We start from the raw sequence: 19,058 nt of genomic DNA, 5'->3' as shown, positions 1-19,058 counted from the left end.
CGGGCCAGCGTTTCGCAGTCGGATCCGCTCACATCCGCCGACGGCGCAATCCGTGCGGCGAACTTGTCGGTGGCCTCGTGCACGATCACCGCCATGACAGCGATGACAGCACTCGGGCTCCTGCTGGCGGCGGCATTCGGCACCGCGTTCGGCTGGCTGCTGCATGCCTCGCGCTCCGATCACCGCGCGGCGCGAGCCGAGGCCGCTCTCGCAGCAATGCGCGAAAACGAGCATCTGCTTCGACAGTCCGTGAGCGCAGCCAGCGAGGATTCGGCACGCAGGCAGTCCGGCGCGATCGGCGAGCAGATCTCCCAGGTCGTCACGCCACTTCGCGAGGCGGTCGGCGCGCTGACCCAGCATGTCGATCAGGTCGAGAACCAACGGGCTCACGCGTATTCAGGCCTCCGCGAACAGGTCGCCGGTATGCACCGAACGTCGCAACAGCTGACGACGCAGACGAGCCAGCTGGTCGGCGCGCTCAAAGCTCCGCAGGTGCGCGGGCGGTGGGGCGAGATGCAGCTGGAGCGAGTCGTCGAGCTCGCCGGGATGGTTCGGCACTGCGATTTCGATACCCAGGTGACGCGCGCTGGCTCCCGCCCTGACCTGTTGGTTCACCTTGCAGGCGGCAAGCAGATCGTCGTCGACTCGAAGGTTCCGTTTGCCGCGTATCTCGATGCGATTGAGGAAGACGATCCACGCGCGATCACCGCACACCTCGCACGGCACGCCCGCCGACTCCGTGCGCACGTCGACCAACTGTCGGAGAAGGCCTACTGGGAGAACTTCACTCCGACGCCCGAGTTCGTCGTGCTGTTTCTCCCAGGCGATCCGTTTCTCGACGCCGCACTGTCGACCGATGGTGAGCTGCTCGAGTACGCATTTGCGCGGAACGTGATCCTTGCGACACCAACGACGCTTATCGCTCTCCTCCGAACGATCGCCCACACGTGGCGCGAGGAATCGCTGTCGAAGGATGCCGCCACGATCCAGCAACTCGGCCGCGACCTCTACTCGCGTCTCAATGTTGCCGCCACCCACCTGGATCGCCTTGGGAGACAACTTGGTAAGGCCGTCGAATCGTTCAATCAGACGGTCGCATCGATGGAGTCTCGAGTGCTGGTGACTGCACGGAAATTGAACGACCTGCCGTCCTTCGAAGGCGATGTGCCCGACGTCGAACAAGTCGAATCCTGGCCGCGCGCCGTCGGCTTGGCCAATATCTCCCCTACCAACGGTCATGCCAACGATGCATTCTGATTTTCAGCGGTTAATGTCGTTATGTGTCTGGTTACCAACGCGCTCGCTCCTCCGTGCCTCTAGCGCAACGGTCGGCGTTGCCGACGGTACCCGGCGTGTCGGCCGCGATCGCAGTGCTCATCGCCGTTGGAGCCACGTTCGTCGGCTTCCTGATCGATGCCTCGCGTGGCTCAGAACTGACGGGCGCGTTCTCCGTGCTCTATTTCCTCGGTTGCATCGCAGCGGTTATCGCGGTTCGTCATCGTGGCTTGTTCACCGCAATGGTCCAGCCACCGCTCATCTTGTTCATCGCAGTGCCGCTGGCATCTCAGTACTTCACCGAGGAACCCCGCAAGTCACTCAGGGACATACTTCTCAACGTTGCGCTACCTCTGGTCGACAGATTTCCGACCATGCTGGCGACAACATTGCTCGCGCTGATCATCGGCCTCGTTCGGATGTTCCTCGTCAGCCAGCAACGCAGCACACTCCCGCGTCGAACCCGCAGCGCATCGGCAGCCGAGGACGAGCCTCGTCGACCACGACCCGGCACTCGTCCACGTCGACCCTCGAAGCCCGAAGCGGAAGCAGGCCCCACCCCGCCGCGACGCGACGCCCGCAGTACCCGTCGCGAGCCTCCGACAGGACGCGAGACTCCCCCGGCGCGCGGTGCCTATCGGGACGAGCCAATTCGTCCGAAGCGCTACGACGATCCGCCGACGCGCGACCGCACCCCGCGCGAAGCACCGCAGTCCGAGGCGCCCGGCACCTATCGATACCGGTACCCGAAGCCACCGGAAGATCCGCCGGCGACACGTTCGACCCCACGCGCAGAACGGCTGGTCCACGACTATTCAGTTCGGGACTATGCGGCGCGGGATCACGCAGCTCGAGATTATGCAGCTCAGGACTACCCAGCGCGAGATTACGCAGCTCAGGACTACGCAGCTCCGCAGCCACGAAGGCAAACGTCAGAGGGGCGCAGGCGTGCCGATGTCCCGGCCCACCCAAGCCCAAGAGTGCGTTATAGAGATCGCGAAGAGTAGTGACTGTGACATTGGCTCGCTCCGCTCGCTGGGCTTCGGGGCCTTTTGCGTGTGAGCTTCCCTCCTCCTTCGGTCGCTGCGCTCCCTCAGTCGTCAGTCCAGCTCACACTGGCCCCTCCGCGATCTTCGTTCGCGTTAACCCCGGTTAGGTCCGGCTCCCACGCAGTTCTCTTGGCAGCGAGAAGACCAGGGTCTCGTTGGCTGTCGTCACCGGCTGTACGTCGGCGAAGCCGTGCTCGGCGAGTAGGTCGATCACCCCGCGGACCAGCACTTCTGGCACCGACGCACCCGAGGTGAGGCCGACTGTCTGGCAGCCGTCGAACCAGGTCGTGTCGATCTCGCGGGCGTAGTCGACCAGGTACGAGGCGCGGGCACCCGCTCCGAGTGCTACCTCGACGAGCCGCACCGAGTTGGACGAGTTCTTCGAGCCGACGACGATCACCAAATCGCATTCGGGCGCCATCGCTTTGACGGCGACCTGCCGGTTCTGGGTCGCGTAGCAGATGTCGTCGCTCGGCGGATCCTGCAGCGTGGGGAACTTCTCGCGCAGCCGGGCGACCGTTTGCATGGTCTCGTCGACGCTCAGGGTGGTCTGCGACAGCCAGATGACCTTGGCTTCGTCGCGGACAGTGACGCGGTCCACCGAATCGGGTCCGTCGACCAACTGGACGTGATTCGGTGCTTCGCCGGCAGTTCCTTCGACCTCTTCGTGGCCTTCGTGGCCGATGAGAAGAATGTCGTAGTCGTCGCGCGCGAACCGCTTGGCTTCCTGGTGCACTTTGGTCACCAGCGGGCACGTGGCGTCGATCGTGCGCAGGCTGCGACTCGCTGCGGCGTCGTGCACGGCAGGCGACACTCCGTGCGCGGAGAAGACGAGCAGCGAACCTTCCGGAACTTCGTCGGTTTCGTCCACGAAGATGACGCCCTGGTCTTCCAGCGTTTCGACCACGTGGCGGTTGTGGACGATCTCTTTACGCACGTAGATGGGGGCGCCGTGCTTCTCGAGTGTTTTCTCGACGGTTTCGACAGCGCGGTCGACCCCGGCGCAGTAACCACGCGGTTCTGCCAGCAGGACTCGCTTACCGGTCGCGGTACCGACGCCACCTCGACCCGCAGATCGTGTGATCCCGACATTGAGTGGTACAGGCGCAGACATACCTCGAGGATACGTGTCGATGGCGCTCCATCCGCCCTCACAAGGACGGATCACACTCTCAACTACCAAATCTGCCGCTCGTCAGGCACCCTATGGTTATGATTCGACCTCCTTATCTGGCGCGGGTTGCCGCTGGTGCCGCGGTGTACATACTCGAAGAGACGCGTAAGTTCCCTTCGACTGCTGTGACGCTGCCGATGACCGCGTTCAGCCAGATGCTCCAGACCGGGATGCATTTCCAACAGTTCCTCACGAGCTTGGCCATCAAGGGCGATCGGGTTTTCAGTCCGCTGCTCGGCCCTGATCAGGACCAACCGGAGTGGGCGACGTTCGACGAGGACGAGACCGAACTCGATGTGCCCGATATCGCCGAACGCTCGGAAACCCCGGGTCGCTTCGCGTTGTACTCGATGCCGCCGAAGGAGCAGCGCGCAGGCGTGAGCACCCCGCGATCGACGAACGCGTCGTCGAATGCGGCTCCAGCGCCTGAACCGGCAGCCGAGCCGGAGATTGCTGCGTACCTCGATTACGCCAACCTGACGCTTGCACAGCTGCGCGCACGGTTGCGGAACTTGTCACTCGAAGAGTTGACGGCACTGCTCGACTACGAAGAGGGCAGCCTTGCGCGCGCCCCGTTCGTGACGATGCTGTCCAACAGGATTGTTTCAACGAAGGCGAAGTGACTGCTGCCCAGCAACCACGGACCTCCAACTCTGCCGAGAATCCGTGGCCGGTCCGGTCGGTGTCAACGAAGGTCACCCAGTGGATCGATCGCCTCGGCAGCATTTGGGTCGAGGGCCAGATAACTCAGATCAACGTCAGGCCCGGCACGCGGACCGCATTCGTCGTATTACGTGATCCCGCCGCCGACATGTCGTTGACGGTGACCTGTACACCGGAACTGATCCGAGATTCGCCCGTGGCGTTGACCGAGGGCAGCCGCGTGATCATGTTCGGCAAGCTCGCCTTCTATCCCGGCCGGGGCACGATCTCGCTGCGTGTCACCGAAATTCGCGCAATCGGCATCGGCGAACTCTTGGCCAGGATCGAGCGCCTGCGGGCGCTGCTCGCGGCGGAGGGGCTCTTCGATCCTCGCTTGAAACGACCGATTCCGTTCCTGCCCAGGACGATCGGGCTGGTAACGGGCAGGGCAAGCGCCGCTGAACGCGACGTCGTTTCGGTCGCGCAAAGCCGTTGGCCTGCAGTGCGATTCGTGATCAAGAATGTTGCCGTCCAAGGTCCGACCGCTGTTCCGCAGTTGCTCACCGCCATCGCAGAACTGGACGCCGATGCCGACGTCGACGTCGTCATCCTTGCGCGCGGCGGCGGCAGCGTCGAAGATCTGCTGCCGTTTTCGGACGAGACGCTGTGCCGTGCGATCGTCGCGGCGCGAACGCCGATCGTCAGTGCGATCGGCCACGAACCAGACAGCCCGCTGAGCGACTATGTCGCGGACCTTCGTGCCGCGACGCCGACCGACGCAGCCAAACGCGTCGTTCCCGATGCCAATGCCGAGCAAGCACTGGTCGCCGACTATCGAGGTCGTGCCGTGGCTGCGCTGCGCGGGTGGGTCGAACGCGAACTCCGCGTGATCGGCCAGATTCGAAGTCGTCCAGCACTGGCCGAGCCGACTCGCGACCTCGCAGGTCGTGCGGACGAGATTGCCATGCTGAGGCAAGCCGCCCGGCGCGACATCGTTCGCGCGCTCGATCTGGAAGGCACGCGGGCCGCTCATCTCCGAGAGCGCCTGACGACACTCGGACCAGCGGCGACACTTGCGCGTGGATACGCGGTCGTCCAGCGAATGAACGGAAGCGCGGACCCACACGTGCTACGTTCTGTTGCCGATGCCCCGCCCGGAGCGCAGCTTCGGATTCGGGTTGCTGACGGTGCTGTCAGCGCTGCATCGCTCGGGCCGCATCGATAGGACCCCCCGATAATTCCCCGATAATTCCCACTGTCGCTCCGCCGCCCTCGGCGCGACGATCGAAGTACTTGATGGAAGCGACGGAACATTGCCGCACAGTGACGACACCCCAACAGAAATCTCGCAGATGGGCTACGAAGCGGCCCGCGAAGAACTCGTCGACGTCGTTCGAATCCTCGAACAAGGCGGATTGGACCTCGATGCCTCGCTCGCTCTCTGGGAGCGTGGGGAGGCGCTTGCCAACCGTTGCGAGGAGCACCTCGCCGGTGCACGTGGTCGAGTCGAAGCAGCACTCGCGGCCGCGGAGGCCAACCGAAAGTAGTCTCGCTTTGCTCTTCGATCACAGCTCCGACGAGGACTATCGTCGGTTTTGTGGATGCGTCATCTGCTGTGCCGGGCGATCCCCCTGCGTCGGCGCCGATTCTGTTCGGCGCCCCTTCGACGGGTTCCAGTTTGCTGCCGTGGACATGGGCAATCGCGCGCCTGTCGCTGGCGAAGAATTACTGGATCTCGACCAACCGCCCCGACGGTCGTCCGCATACTCGCCCCGTTTGGGGTGTCTGGCTCGATAATTCGTTGTGGTTCAGCACGGGCTCACTTGCTCGGCACAACCTCGTGGGCAACGCTGCCATCAGCGTGAATCTCGAGGACGGCGATGCGGCGGTGATCATCGAGGGAACCGCGCGACCGGCGATCGCAGCCGGCGAACTGCGCAGGATGTGCGAGCACTACGGATCGAAATACGACTGGCCGATGCACCCGACCGCAGTCGGAATCGAGGACAGCGACGGCTCCGGCGGACCAGTGTTCCGAGTGTTTCCCCAGGTTGTCTTCGGCTGGGAATCGAATCTGCACGCACCGACCAGGTGGCGGTTCGACTACGTCGGCCCCAGCCACCCCTAGTCATCCCCCGAGGTCACCGCGGCAGCGGCGTCGCGTCCCCGATGGCCTGTGCGACTTCGGCGAACTCCGCGGCCGTCGCTCCACCGGCAATCAGGATGGAGACGTCGCCGAAGTTCGCGAACCATGCCCGTTTCTCACCTTCGCCGCCGTAGACCACCCACTTGCGAGTGCCGATCGTTTCGGTGCCGACCGCGGTGCTCTCGCCGACGACCTTGCGGACCAACGCGTCTTCGCTCGCATTGCTCTGGTGGATTTCGACGTAACGGCCGTTCGGAGAGACGTAGCCGATTCGACTCGACACGCTGCCGCCAGGAACTTGGACGCGCTCGGCCGAGTTGGGTTGCCAACCGTCCGGCAACACCGGCTTTCGTATCGGGAATCCGAGCTCACGCGCATCGACCTGGGAGACCGCGTCGACGTCGATCGTCGGTACCGGCCCAGGTTTCGGACCGCCGGGGCTGAAGCTGCACTGGCTGGCAATCCCCGCGATCGCCAAGCACAGAAGCACGAGCGGGATGAGCGAGAGAGCCATATCGCGCGAGCTGTGAAATATGCGGGGTTTGTCGGAGGCCACGCCGAAAAGTATCCCAGCCCCGAGTTCGGCCGTCACACTGGCAGGCGTGGTACAGGCCAAAGCACGGCTGCACAAGCCGTTCTGAAAGAATCACCCATGTTCCCGACGCCGGCACACGAGGCCGCCGCGTGACGTAACCAGGAGGCACTGCGGATGACGTCCAGCATCAAACCCAGTCGACGCGAAGCACCGGACCGCAACCTCGCCCTCGAACTCGTACGAGTCACCGAGGCTGGAGCTATGGCGGCCGGACGCTGGGTCGGACGCGGTGACAAAGAGGGCGGCGACGGTGCCGCGGTCGACGCGATGCGGCAACTGGTCAGCTCGGTATCCATGCGCGGCGTCGTCGTCATCGGCGAAGGCGAAAAAGACGAAGCACCGATGCTCTACAACGGCGAACTCGTCGGCAACGGCGACGGACCCGACTGCGACTTCGCTGTGGATCCCGTCGACGGAACCACGCTGATGTCGAAGGGTATGCCGAACGCCATCTCGGTGCTCGCGGTGTCCGAACGCGGTTCCATGTTCGACCCGTCGGCCGTGTTCTACATGGACAAGATCGCCGTCGGACCCGACGCTGCGGACGTCATCGACATCACCGCGCCCGTCTCGGAGAACATCCGTCGCGTCGCGAAGGCGAAGAAATCGTCCGTCTCCGACATAACCGTGTGCATTCTCGATCGGCCACGGCACAACGACCTCATCCAGAAGGTGCGAGACACCGGTGCCCGCATCCGGCTCATCTCCGACGGCGACGTCGCGGGAGCGATCGCTGCCGCACGGCCCGAATCGGGTACCGACATTCTCGTCGGCACGGGCGGCACACCCGAAGGCATCATCGCCGCCGCCGCGATGCGTTGTATGGGCGGGGTTCTGCAGGGTCGTCTTGCCCCGACCGACGACGAGGAACGCCAGAAGGCGATCGACGCAGGCCACGATCTCGACCGCATCCTGCTGACCGAAGACTTGGTCTCCGGCGAGAACGTCTTCTTCTGCGCAACCGGCGTGACGGACGGCGACCTGCTGCGCGGCGTTCGCTACAGCGGCGGCGGAGCAACAACGCAGTCGATCGTGATGCGCTCCAAGTCCGGCACCGTTCGCATGATCGACGCCTACCACCGCCTCACCAAGCTGCGTGAATATTCGGCAGTCGACTTCGATGGTGAAGACGGCGCAGATTTTCCGATGCCTTGATCTCCGGCCGCCCGCTCCCCGACCCACAACTGGCAAGGTTTACCTCATGACCGAGAGCACAGAACAGCAATACCGCATCGAGCACGACACGATGGGCGAGGTCCGCGTCCCCATCGATGCCCTGTGGCGTGCACAAACGCAACGGGCCGTCGAGAATTTCCCGATCAGCTTCCGGCCACTCGAGCGCACCCAGATCCGCGCGATGGGCCTGCTGAAGGGCGCGTGCGCGAAGGTCAACAAGGACCTCGGCCTGCTCGACGCCGACAAGGCCGACGCGATCATCGCGGCTGCGAACGAGATCGCTGAGGGCAAACACGACGACCAGTTCCCGATCGACGTCTTCCAGACCGGGTCGGGCACCAGCTCGAACATGAACGCCAACGAGGTCATCGCCAGCATCGCGAAGGCGAACGGCGTCGACGTGCACCCCAACGACCACGTCAACATGTCGCAGTCGTCCAACGACACGTTCCCGACCGCGACGCACGTCGCCGCGACCGAAGCCGCTGTCACCGATCTGATTCCAGCGCTCGAATACCTGCACGAGGCGCTCGCCGCGAAGGCGACCGAGTGGAAGACCGTCGTCAAGTCGGGCCGGACCCACCTGATGGACGCCGTTCCCGTCACCCTCGGTCAGGAGTTCGGCGGCTATGCCCGCCAGATTCAGGCAGGCATCGAGCGCGTGCAGTCGACGCTCCCCCGCCTCGGTGAACTTCCCATCGGTGGCACCGCGGTCGGCACCGGTCTCAACGCACCGGACGGCTTCGGCCCCAAGGTCGTCACCGAACTCGTCGCCTCGACCGGTGTCGACGCACTCACCCCCGCCAAGGACAGCTTCGAGGCCCAGGCCGCACGTGACGGCCTCGTCGAAGCATCGGGTGCGCTGCGCACCATCGCCATCTCCTTGACCAAGATCGCCAACGACATCCGCTGGATGGGATCGGGTCCGCTGACCGGACTCGGCGAAATCCAGCTTCCCGACCTGCAGCCAGGCAGCTCGATCATGCCCGGCAAGGTCAATCCGGTTCTGCCGGAAGCGGTTACGCAGGTCGCAGCGCAGGTCGTCGGTAACGACGCCGCAGTCGCATGGGGTGGCGCGGCCGGCGCGTTCGAGCTCAACGTCTACATCCCGATGATGGCGCGCAACCTCCTCGAATCGTTCAAGTTGATCGCCAACGTCTCACGGCTGTTCGCCGACAAGTGCGTCAGCGGCCTGATCGCGAACGTCGATCACCTCAAGGAACTTGCGGAATCGTCGCCGTCGATCGTGACTCCGCTGAATTCGGCGATCGGTTACGAAGAGGCAGCTGCCGTCGCCAAGCAGGCGCTCAAGGAGAAGAAGACGATCCGCCAGACCGTCGTCGACCGTGGCCTCATCGGCGACAAGCTGTCGGAGGAAGAACTCGACCGTCGCCTCGACGTCCTCGCAATGGCAAAAGTGAAGTAGGGCACGGCCACATCGTCACAGGATTTCCGACAGCGGGGATCGCAGCATTCGTGCAGCGGTCCCCGCTTCGTGTCCTCTGGGTGAGCGGCGCGCCAACTCGTCGCTGTTAGCACCTGAAAGGGCGTCGTTCAAGATCTATCCGAGGCGCGGGCCGAGGACTACGGTTTGCCCATGACTCGGCACAGCCGGCGCGCGACCATGATCGCCGCGACCGTATTTTCGATCGTCGGACTCGTCTGCAGTTGTACGACGGTGACGCCCGAGAACACAGACACGACCGATACCGAATCCGCAGACCCCGCCGCGGCCGCTGCGCCCCCGAATGTTGTTGCGGGAGTTCCCATTCCCGATGGCCGCGTCGACGAAGCGGTCGGCAAGTTGGACGGTATCGTCGACGAGCTCATGGCGTCGTCCGGCATACCCGGCATGGCAGTAGCAGTGGTCCACGGCGGAAAGACCGTGTACGCAAAAGGTTTCGGTGTTCGCGATGTCGGCAGCGGCGACTCCGTGGATGCGGACACGGTGTTCCAGCTGGCGTCGGTGTCGAAGTCGTTGGCCGCGACTGTGGTCGCCCATCAGGTCGGTACCAAGTCGATCGATTGGACCACACCCATCGCCTCGAAGCTGCCCTGGTTCGCCCTGCGCGACCCGTTGGTCACGCAGACAGTCACGATCGGCGACCTGTTTTCACACCGCTCCGGACTACCACTCCACGCGGGTGACAATCTCGAAGAAATCGGCTTCGACCGCAGACAGATCCTCGAACGGCTACGGCTCGAACCGCTCGACCCGTTCCGAATCAGCTACCACTACGGCAACTTCGGGCTCACCGCAGCCGCAGAGGCAGTAGCGACCGCTGCCAACACCGATTGGGCGCAGCTGTCCGACGAGGTGCTCTATCAACCACTGGGGATGTCGTCGACAAGTTCACGATTCGCCGATTTCGAGGCCAGGCCGAACCATGCAGTCGGGCATGTGAAAGTCGACAACGAATGGGTCGCCGAGTACGTCCGCGAGCCGGACGAGCAATCGCCTGCGGGCGGTGTCAGTTCGTCGGTCAACGACATGTCCAAGTGGCTGACGATGATGTTGGCGAACGGCCGTTTCGACGACAAGGAGATCGCTCCGGGCGACGCGATACTGCCCGCGATATCGGTCCAATCGGTGTCCTCGCCGTCGACCTCACCTGACGCTCGCGCCGGGTTCTACGGGTACGGATTCAACGTCGGTACGTCACCGGCCGGACGCACCGTGTACAGCCATTCCGGAGCGTTCGCACTCGGCGCGGGAACCAACTTCCTGGTGATTCCGTCCGCAGACGTTGCCATCGTCGCGCTGACCAACGCCGCACCGATCGGGCTTCCCGAAACGTTGACCGCAGAATTCAGCGACCTCGTCCAGTTCGGTGAGGTTCGGGAGAACTGGCGCGACCTGTACCGAGACGCCTTGTCCGCACTCGACGATCCGGCAGGGTCGCTGGTAGGCCAGACCGCACCGACCAACCCCGCTCCCCCGCCGCCGTTGCAGTCCCTGGCAGGCCGCTACGACAACGAGTACTGGGGTCCGGCGACAATCGCCGAAACCAACGGCAATCTGGTGCTGACGATGGGCCCCAAGAACGTCACCTACCCGTTGACACATTGGGACGGTGACACCTTCACGTTCCCGCTGAGTGGGGAAAACGCAGCACCGGGATCGATCTCCAAGGCAACGTTCTCGGGCAACTCCCTGACGCTCGAGTATTTCGACGAGGACGGATTGGGTAGGTTCAATCGATGACACCGCTCAGCGACATCAAACAGGACGCAACGACAACGGTCCGAGAATTTCTCGGGGCGCTGGAGGTGGATGCGACCGCAGAGGCACTCGAACTCGTCACCGACGACGTCGAGTGGATCAACAACTCGCTGTCGACCGCTCGTGGCGCTGGAAATCTCGACCGTGCGCTATCGATGGGCCCGAAACTTCGTGTCGGGTTCGCGGCTCACATCCACCACATCGCCGAATCGGCTACGGCTAGTTCCGAAAGCGTCGTGCTGACCGAACGCACGGACGTGCTCCGCTTCGGTCCGGTACGGATCGCCTTCTGGGTATGTGGCACATTCGAGCTTCGCGACGGCAAGATCGCCATCTGGCACGATTACTTCAGCTGGGCGAACTTCGCAAAGGGCACCGCAGTCGGCCTGACCCAGGCCGTGCTGCGCCGCACTCCTGCGCTCGACTAGACGCGCAGGCGCGCAAGTTCCTCGCGGGCCTTTTCGCCGTCGACGCCGAGGTCGGTGCGCTCGAAGACGTTCCACTTCTCCAGCAACGGGCGGAACACCAGTTCGTCCTGGCGCGCGGGATCGTAGATGCCTGCCTCGGCGAGGTCGGTGGTGCTGTCCCGACCGTCGGCGAGCGGAATCGTCGGAACCTTGAAGCCACGGACTCGGTCCGCGATCGCGCGCATCGCCTGATCGGGAACCAGATCCAGTGCGGCGACGACGATGTTGGCGTAGAAGTCGCGCTGCAGTTCGTCGTCGGTGGCGATCTTCTCGCAGATGCCGGCGACAACGGGATCGCCTGCAAGCTTTGCCGTGTTGCGATGGCGAATGCTCGATGCGGTCTCTTCGAAGGCCGCGTTGACGAGCACCTCGATCAGGTGCATCGCGGGCGCGTTGTAGTTGTTGGTCATGTGCGTCATACGGATGCGTTCGAGTGCGACGGGATCGACGGCGCGCGTCAGAACGAGGTAATCACGGATGACGATCGAGTGCCGATTCTCCTCGGCAGTCCAGCGCCCGACCCAACGCCACCACGGACCGATCCGCAGATGCTTGGCCAGTTCCCGGTGATAGGACGGCATGTTGTCGGCTGCGAGCACACCGACTGTGAGAGCGAGCTTGCCGATCTCGCTGAGCGTCGACTGCTCTGGAGCCCAGTCCTCACCGCCGAGGAAGGCGAAATTGCGACCGTCGTCCCACGGAACGAGGTCCTGCGGCTGCCAGCCTTCGGCGGCGTCACCATGGAGATGCAGGTTTTCTTCCACGACAGGAGCCAGCGCGATCAGCAGCGCTTTGTCGTTCATTTCGTCAGGCACGCCCATACGGTAGTCGCTGCGCACCGTCGAGTGTGAGTCAGCACCCGGGGAAACAGACGCGTGGTGGCCGTCATAGTCGACGGCCACCACGCGACACCTGCGCTTACTGCTACTTCGGAACGACCGTGGTCTCGTTGTTCACGAACGTGATGTGACCGTTTTCGAAGTCGCTCTGCTTGCCTCCCGGGATGTCCTTCTCATCGGAGATCGGGTAGCCGAGCGAGCCCTCCGGTCCGCCTTCTGCTTCCCAGGCTTCGCGGATCTTGCCCCAGACGACGTGCGCCTGCGTCTTGTCGTTCCAGTAGATGATGCCGCCGACGAACTCCTGGTACTTACCGCCACCGGGAGCAGCTTCCTCCGCGCTTGTCGGTGCACCGAGTGGGCTCGTCGGACCACCCGACGCGGTGTACTTCGCGAGGATCGGACCTGCGACTGTGTACTCCTGGCCGTCGGGACCGGCGATCTTGGTCTCCCCGCCTGCACCTTCGGTTCCGCTGGCTTCCGTTGACTCCGCCGCCGACCCCTCCGCGGTCGTGGATGAGCCTTCGGTGCCACTCTCTTCGGATGCGGACGGCTTCAGCGATTCGGTGAGTTGACCGGCACTCGACTTGGCCGACTCGACCACGTCGGACGCCTTGTCGTCTTCGCCACAACCGACGGCGACCAACGCAACCGCAGCTGTCGCGGCGGCAAAAGCGGCAGTTCTCTTGGCAATTTGGCGCATACTTTTCGATCCTCTCGATGGAATACGGGTGACGTATGGCACGCACCCGGGTGGGAGCGTATCGGAGCCACCCGCAACAGCGGGGCAAATTCTTCTTAAAAGATCGTCGGCTGACACAAGCCGGAAACGCGATCTCCCGAGCGACAGTCGAGGGGTTGAACGGCCTGTCGTGCACCGCAACGATATTCGCGGGAAATTCCGCAAATATAAATGCCAACTGACCGTTTTAACGGTTGAATTGGCACACTCCCCGACCAGCACTCAGGCTTCGTACCCCTGCCTTCGGTGATCCAAACATCACCGAAAAAATTCCTGGCGAATAGGCGGCTATGCAACGGAATGGGCGGTTGAAAGGTTGTTTCGACCTTTCAACCGCCCATCAGGCGAGGCGTTTATCTAGGAGTTCGGTCCGAATTCTTCCAACATTTCGGTGACCAGCGCCGCGATGGGCGAGCGCTCACTCCTCGTCAACGTGATGTGCGCGAAGAGCGGATGTCCCTTCAACTTCTCGATCACCGCGGCGACACCGTCGTGGCGGCCGACCCGCAGGTTGTCGCGCTGGGCAACGTCGTGCGTCAACACCACTCGCGAACCGCTGCCGAGTCGGCTCAGAACGGTGAGCAGCACATTGCGTTCCAGCGACTGAGCCTCGTCGACGATGACGAAGGAGTCGTGCAGCGACCGGCCGCGAATGTGCGTCAGCGGCAACACTTCCAACATGCCGCGATGGATCACTTCCTCCATCACCTCAGGGCTGGCGAGCCCGTCGAGGGTGTCGAAGACCGCCTGCGCCCACGGACCCATTTTTTCGCTCTCGCTGCCCGGCAGGTAGCCGAGTTCCTGCCCACCGACCGCATACAGCGGCCGGAAGACGACCACCTTGCGCTGCGTTCGCCGCTCGAGTACCGCTTCGAGTCCGGCGGTAAGGGCAAGCGCTGACTTTCCGGTGCCTGCCTTACCGCCGAGGGAGACGATGCCGATGCTCTCGTCGAGGAGCAGTTCCAGCGCGATGCGCTGCTCAGCCGATCGTCCGTGCAATCCGAAGGCCTCACGCTCACCACGGACCAACTGGACGCGCTTGTCCGGCGTCACGCGTCCCAGCGCGCTCGAACTCCCGCCGAGCAGCCGAACTCCGGTGTGGCACGGCAACTCTCGCGCCTCGTCGATGTCGATCACACTCTCGCTGAAAAGCTGATCGATCGTCGTCGACGCCACGTCGAGTTCGGTCATTCCGGTCCAGCCCGACGGGACGACGTCGTGAGCGTGGTACTCGTCGGCGGGGAGTCCGACCGCACCCGCCTTCACGCGCAGCGGTATGTCCTTGCTGACCAGGATCACGTCGCGACCTTCGGCCGCGAGATTCAAAGCACACGCCAGAATTCTGGAATCGTTTGTGTCCGTGCGGAATCCGACGGGCAAGACGGTCGGGTCGGTGTGGTTGAGCTCGACCTGCAGCGTGCCGCCCTCCGTGCCGATCGGTACGGGCCGGTCCAGCCGTCCGTACTGCAAGCGCAGGTCGTCGAGCATTCTCAAGGATTCGCGAGCGAACCAGCCGAGCTCGTGGTGATGCCGTTTGCCTTCGAGTTCACCGATCACGACCAGCGGAAGGATGACGTCGTGTTCCGCGAATCGAATCACCGCCCACGGGTCCGACAACAACACGGATGTGTCGAGCACATAGGTGCGCACACCGGTCGAAGGAGAGGTGTCGGGGGATTGTCCAGTGGAGCGGTGCGAGGGGGATTTCGACGCTGTCCCCGTGCGTCCCGATGAAGCGGAAACGGCTCGTGTTGCAGTCACGTGAGGCTCCTACGTCTGCATGGCACCCACGCAAACTCACTCGCTGGACCGGCGGGTCCTGTGTGTCAGATGACACGAGGACCGGGTGCCGGTCCCCTCGAACTGAATGAATCAGCCACGATCAGAACCTCCCGCACGGGCGGCTTCCCCGCTACCCGTACTGCCGACGCTACTGCTATTCGCACGATCCGGTCGCCCCGCACGAGGGCGTGTCGGTGAACAACTTATTAACGCGAGTCACGGCCGTATCAACAGTCTCGACTGTCCGAGTGAACGGCTCAGCCGAGCAGGCGCCAGTCTTCGAGGCCGGGGTACAGCGGGAAGGCCGCGGCGACGGCGGATACGCGTCGACGCTGGGTTTCGAGATCGCCGCCGGCGAGCGTGGTCGCAATGATGTCGGCAACCTCGGTGAACTCGGTGTCGCCGAAGCCACGGGTCGCCAGGGCGGCGGTTCCAATCCTGAGGCCGGAGGTCACCATCGGCGGACGGGGATCGAACGGCACGGCGTTGCGGTTCACGGTGATGCCGACCTCGTGCAGCAGGTCTTCGCCCTGCTGGCCGTCGAGTTCGGAATTACGAAGGTCGACGAGGACGAGGTGGACGTCGGTGCCACCGGTCAGCACGCTGATGCCCTTGCCCGCGATGTCGGCACCGGTCAGCCGGTCGGCGAGAATCTTGGCTCCGGAAATGGTGCGTTCCTGGCGGTTCTTGAATTCGTCGGTGCCCGCAACCTTGAGCGACACTGCCTTCGCAGCGATCGCATGCATAAGCGGACCGCCCTGCTGACCGGGGAACACCGCAGAGTTCAGCTTCTTCGCCCACTCCTGCTTGGCGAGGATCAGCCCCGAACGGGGTCCGCCGAGCGTCTTGTGGACCGTCGTCGACACGACATCGGCGTACGGAACCGGCGACGGGTGCAGACCAGCTGCAACCAGGCCGGCGAAGTGGGCCATGTCGACCCAGAGGTACGCGCCGACCTCGTCCGCGATCGACCTGAAAGCCGCGAAATCCTGGTGCCGCGGGTATGCCGACCAACCTGCGACGATCACCTTCGGCCGCGACTCGAGTGCGATCTTGCGCACCTCGTCCATGTCGATCCGGTGATCTTCCTTGCTCACCCCGTAGGAGTGCACCTCGTACAACTTGCCGGAGAAGTTCAGGCGCATGCCGTGTGTGAGGTGGCCACCGTGCGCGAGATCGAGACCGAGCAACTTTTCGCCCGGGTTCATCAGCGCCATCAGGACCGCTGCGTTGGCCTGCGCACCGGAGTGCGGTTGCACGTTCGCGAAGTCCGCGCCGAACAGAGCTTTCGCACGATCGCGGGCGAGCGTTTCGATGATGTCGACATGCTCGCAGCCGCCGTAGTAGCGACGGCCGGGGTAACCCTCCGCGTACTTGTTGGTGAGCACGCTCCCCTGCGCCTGCAGCACCGCGCGCGGGACGAAGTTCTCGGACGCGACCATCTCGAGCGTGTCGCGTTCGCGGGCCAACTCCCCTGCCATCGCGGCAGCGACCTCGGGGTCGAGCTCACCGAGCGAGAGGTTGTTCACGGACGCAGAAGTATCGGTCACGCGATCATTCTAGGGCGTTGCCTCGTGAGTCTTTTCGGAGGTCCCGCCCGCCGAAAGGACTCACGAGGCGCGCAGCGCCCCCGGCGTCAGCGGCTCGTCGAGCAGTCTGCGAAAGCGCTCCGATCGGTCGGCTGCGGCCGGCGCCTCGTCCAGCCACCCACCGAGCAGACGGTAGCCCTCGACGTAGGTGCTGATGTAGGCACGCCACAGCGGCGAGGACAGGAAGCGAAGCGACTGCCGCGCTTGTTTCGGCGTCGACATCGACCAGCGCTGCAAGAACTCCGCGACGTCGTCCTCGCTCCTGCCTCTATCGTGCAAGAGGAGTGCCGCATCCTGCCGGACGCCGAGGAGCTTTGCCGACGCAGCCGAAAGCCGTTGGGCACGTTCGCCGTCGAAGCGGATGCCGAGGTCGGCGTAGATCTCCTGCGCCCACAGCCCCCACTCGGGACCGGCTATGGCCCGCAACGCCAGGTCAGCGAGACCTTCGGCCATCAGGCACTGCGGCGTATTGACGAGAAACAGTGTCTGCTCGAGCTGACCTGCCCCGACGAGGCCCGCCTCCTTGCGGCAATGCTCGGTGTGGTGACCCGGGTACGACTCGTGCGCGATCAACCTCGGTAGATTCGCCAGATGCTGTTTGAGATCGGAGTTGATGGCCACTCGCGACGTGTAATTGCCGAGGTAGTAGTTGAATCCCGACCACGGCTTGTCGCCGACGACCTCGTATTCGACGACCTCTTCGGCGGGCAGCGGATAGGCCTTGCGGACCAGATCGCGCAGCGCGCTGGAGAAAGCCTCCACACAATCGCGCAACTTCTCCGGCGCAATCTCCTCCGCTGCACGATGAGCCTGCACACGTTCGATGAAACTTCCCGGCCCCGGCAGCACCGTGGCGATCTGCTCGTGAGCCTCGCGGTAGTCGTCGACGTCACCGAGCGCGATGTCGACGTCGAAGTACTGCTTCACCTCGTCTACGAAGCCGATCTGCTCACCCGCAAACTTGCGTCCCGAGCATTCCAACGCACGCAGATGCGCGTCGAGGAACGTGGCGCGATCCTCCGCCAGACCTGCTGCAGGCAACTCCTTACGTAACTCGGCCGCCCGGCGGGCCAGGTTTCGCGGATCGGGCGCAGGGGCATTCTCGACCTGCTTACGCAATTGCGGATCACCTGTGAAGGCGTCGACGAAGCCGTCTTCCAGCCGGTCGAACGACAGCCCGAGCAGCAGGTATTCGCGGACCAAGGCGTCGGATTCCATGCCGTCCGACCTTAGTCGACGTCGTCGTTCGAGCAGCAGGTGTCACAGCACACTCGGTCCCGCCGTCGCATGGACTGCGCGTTGCGAGCACAATTCGACCTATGCAACTGGAGGTGCGCGGATGGCACGGGTGAGCGAACCGAGCCCCTACGTCGAATTCGACCGCAAGCAGTGGCGCACCCTGCGACGGGCAACGCCCTTGATTCTCACCGAAGAAGAACTGCTCGGATTGCGTGGCCTCGGCGAGCAGATCGATCTCGAAGAGGTCGCCGAGATCTACCTCCCGCTGGCGCGTCTCATCCACCTACAGGTTGCCGCTCGCCAACGCCTGTTCGCCGCGACGGCAACCTTCCTCGGCGAGAAACACCCCGATCGGCAGGTGCCGTTCGTCATCGGCGTGGCAGGCAGTGTCGCGGTCGGCAAGTCGACGACCGCTCGTGTGCTGCAGGCACTTCTGGCTCGCTGGGAACATCATTCCCGCATCGATCTCGTGACCACCGATGGCTTTCTCTACTCGACGGCCGAGCTCACTCGTCGAAACATCATGCATCGCAAGGGCTTTCCCGAGAGCTACGATCGCCGCAAGTTGTTGCGCTTCGTCACCGAGGTCAAGTCGGGGGCCGAAGAGGTTGCGGCGCCTGTCTATTCGCACACGCTCTACGACATCGTGCCCGGCCACTATCACCTGGTGCATCAGCCCGACATCCTGATCATCGAGGGACTCAACGTTCTACAGACAGGTCCACGCCTGATGGTGTCGGACCTGTTCGATTTTTCGATCTACGTCGACGCACGGATCGAAGACATCGAAAACTGGTACACACAAAGGTTTCTCGCGCTCCGGGCAACGTCCTTCGCCGACCCGAACTCACATTTCCATCACTACTCGATGCTCAACGATCGTGATGCGACAGCTGCGGCCCGCGAAATCTGGAACTCGATCAATCGCCCCAACCTCGTCGAGAACATCCTGCCGACGAGACCGAGAGCGACGCTGGTGCTGCGCAAAGATGCCGACCACGCGATCAATCGGTTGCGGCTCCGAAAGCTCTAGGGCGCTGCGCGCCTCGTGAGTCCTTTCGGGCTCTTCTGCTCTAACCGTGGGTCTTTCGGCCGGGTAGTTGGGGTCGGGCTCCGCCGAGGC

Annotated in this window: 18 protein-coding genes; 11 read left to right on the top strand and 7 right to left on the bottom strand. The window is 63.7% G+C overall.

The window, feature by feature from the left end; translation table 11 throughout:
• Positions 1–93: 93 nt before the first annotated feature.
• Both ACHIRB_RS20850 and ACHIRB_RS20845 read left to right on the top strand, forming a co-directional pair.
• Entirely contained in the window at positions 94–1,257 is a 1,164-nt protein-coding gene (locus ACHIRB_RS20850) for a DNA recombination protein RmuC (RefSeq protein WP_395114760.1), read from the top strand.
• A gap of 23 nt (positions 1,258–1,280) precedes the next feature.
• The gene (locus tag ACHIRB_RS20845) at positions 1,281–2,282 is read left to right on the top strand and encodes a DUF6542 domain-containing protein (protein ID WP_395125586.1); all 1,002 of its coding nucleotides are present in this window, start codon (positions 1,281–1,283) and stop codon (positions 2,280–2,282) included.
• A gap of 145 nt (positions 2,283–2,427) precedes the next feature.
• Here ACHIRB_RS20845 and ACHIRB_RS20840 read toward each other — a convergent pair whose 3' ends face one another.
• Positions 2,428–3,438 carry a 4-hydroxy-3-methylbut-2-enyl diphosphate reductase gene (locus ACHIRB_RS20840; protein ID WP_395114757.1) on the bottom strand — a complete coding sequence of 337 codons (1,011 nt, stop codon included), beginning with the start codon at positions 3,436–3,438 and terminating at the stop codon, positions 2,428–2,430.
• A 98-nt stretch (positions 3,439–3,536) separates the two neighbouring features.
• On the opposite strand from ACHIRB_RS20840, the gene ACHIRB_RS20835 reads away from it, so the two are divergent.
• The 4 genes from ACHIRB_RS20835 to ACHIRB_RS20820 all read left to right on the top strand — a co-directional run bounded on the left by ACHIRB_RS20835 (position 3,537) and on the right by ACHIRB_RS20820 (position 6,268).
• A complete protein-coding gene (locus ACHIRB_RS20835; protein ID WP_199708395.1) occupies positions 3,537–4,121 on the top strand; it encodes a lipid droplet-associated protein in 585 nt (194 codons plus the stop codon).
• On the top strand, positions 4,118–5,365 hold the full coding sequence (gene xseA, locus ACHIRB_RS20830; protein ID WP_199708396.1) for an exodeoxyribonuclease VII large subunit: 1,248 nt from the start codon (positions 4,118–4,120) through the stop codon (positions 5,363–5,365). The genes ACHIRB_RS20835 and xseA overlap by 4 nt, the downstream gene beginning before the upstream one ends.
• 88 nt (positions 5,366–5,453) lie before the next feature.
• Positions 5,454–5,687, top strand: a complete 234-nt coding sequence (locus tag ACHIRB_RS20825; protein WP_199708397.1) for an exodeoxyribonuclease VII small subunit — start codon at positions 5,454–5,456, stop codon at positions 5,685–5,687.
• A 50-nt stretch (positions 5,688–5,737) separates the two neighbouring features.
• Positions 5,738–6,268, top strand: a complete 531-nt coding sequence (locus tag ACHIRB_RS20820; RefSeq protein ID WP_395114755.1) for a pyridoxamine 5'-phosphate oxidase family protein — start codon at positions 5,738–5,740, stop codon at positions 6,266–6,268.
• Between the two features lie 13 nt (positions 6,269–6,281).
• Here the strand turns inward: ACHIRB_RS20820 and ACHIRB_RS20815 are convergent, their stop codons facing one another.
• On the bottom strand, positions 6,282–6,842 hold the full coding sequence (locus ACHIRB_RS20815; protein ID WP_395114754.1) for a DUF4245 domain-containing protein: 561 nt from the start codon (positions 6,840–6,842) through the stop codon (positions 6,282–6,284).
• Between the two features lie 153 nt (positions 6,843–6,995).
• Between ACHIRB_RS20815 and glpX the strand changes: the two genes are divergently transcribed.
• The 4 genes from glpX to ACHIRB_RS20795 all read left to right on the top strand — a co-directional run bounded on the left by glpX (position 6,996) and on the right by ACHIRB_RS20795 (position 11,708).
• Entirely contained in the window at positions 6,996–8,036 is a 1,041-nt protein-coding gene (gene glpX, locus ACHIRB_RS20810) for a class II fructose-bisphosphatase (protein WP_199708400.1), read from the top strand.
• 46 nt (positions 8,037–8,082) lie between these two features.
• Positions 8,083–9,483 (top strand): class II fumarate hydratase, encoded by a 1,401-nt coding sequence (locus tag ACHIRB_RS20805; protein WP_199708401.1) that lies wholly within the window; start codon positions 8,083–8,085, stop codon positions 9,481–9,483.
• 171 nt (positions 9,484–9,654) lie between these two features.
• The gene (locus ACHIRB_RS20800; protein ID WP_395125585.1) at positions 9,655–11,262 is read left to right on the top strand and encodes a serine hydrolase; all 1,608 of its coding nucleotides are present in this window, start codon (positions 9,655–9,657) and stop codon (positions 11,260–11,262) included.
• On the top strand, positions 11,259–11,708 hold the full coding sequence (locus ACHIRB_RS20795) for a limonene-1,2-epoxide hydrolase family protein (RefSeq protein WP_395125584.1): 450 nt from the start codon (positions 11,259–11,261) through the stop codon (positions 11,706–11,708). Before ACHIRB_RS20800 ends, ACHIRB_RS20795 begins: the two co-directional genes overlap by 4 nt.
• Here ACHIRB_RS20795 and ACHIRB_RS20790 read toward each other — a convergent pair.
• The 5 genes from ACHIRB_RS20790 to ACHIRB_RS20770 all read right to left on the bottom strand — a co-directional run bounded on the left by ACHIRB_RS20790 (position 11,705) and on the right by ACHIRB_RS20770 (position 17,914).
• On the bottom strand, positions 11,705–12,568 hold the full coding sequence (locus ACHIRB_RS20790; protein WP_395125611.1) for an acyl-ACP desaturase: 864 nt from the start codon (positions 12,566–12,568) through the stop codon (positions 11,705–11,707). The genes ACHIRB_RS20795 and ACHIRB_RS20790 overlap by 4 nt on opposite strands.
• A 103-nt stretch (positions 12,569–12,671) precedes the next feature.
• Positions 12,672–13,286 carry an LGFP repeat-containing protein gene (locus ACHIRB_RS20785; RefSeq protein ID WP_395125583.1) on the bottom strand — a complete coding sequence of 205 codons (615 nt, stop codon included), beginning with the start codon at positions 13,284–13,286 and terminating at the stop codon, positions 12,672–12,674.
• 396 nt (positions 13,287–13,682) lie between these two features.
• Complete coding sequence (locus ACHIRB_RS20780; RefSeq protein ID WP_395125582.1) at positions 13,683–15,086, bottom strand: PhoH family protein; 1,404 nt, start codon at positions 15,084–15,086, stop codon at positions 13,683–13,685.
• Positions 15,087–15,364: 278 nt separating this feature from the next.
• Positions 15,365–16,657, bottom strand: coding sequence for a serine hydroxymethyltransferase (gene glyA / locus ACHIRB_RS20775; RefSeq protein WP_395125581.1), 1,293 nt, complete (start codon positions 16,655–16,657; stop codon positions 15,365–15,367).
• A gap of 60 nt (positions 16,658–16,717) precedes the next feature.
• Positions 16,718–17,914 (bottom strand): DUF885 domain-containing protein, encoded by a 1,197-nt coding sequence (locus tag ACHIRB_RS20770; protein ID WP_395114743.1) that lies wholly within the window; start codon positions 17,912–17,914, stop codon positions 16,718–16,720.
• Between the two features lie 121 nt (positions 17,915–18,035).
• On the opposite strand from ACHIRB_RS20770, the gene coaA reads away from it, so the two are divergent.
• Positions 18,036–18,968, top strand: a complete 933-nt coding sequence (coaA, locus tag ACHIRB_RS20765; protein WP_395114742.1) for a type I pantothenate kinase — start codon at positions 18,036–18,038, stop codon at positions 18,966–18,968.
• Positions 18,969–19,058 lie beyond the last annotated feature (90 nt).

The sequence above is a fragment of the Antrihabitans spumae genome, assembly GCF_043944905.1.
Classification (GTDB): Bacteria; Actinomycetota; Actinomycetes; order Mycobacteriales; family Mycobacteriaceae; genus Antrihabitans; species Antrihabitans spumae.
The sequence above is the reverse complement of the archived record's forward strand: the minus strand, read 5'-3'. Positions and strand labels throughout refer to the sequence as shown.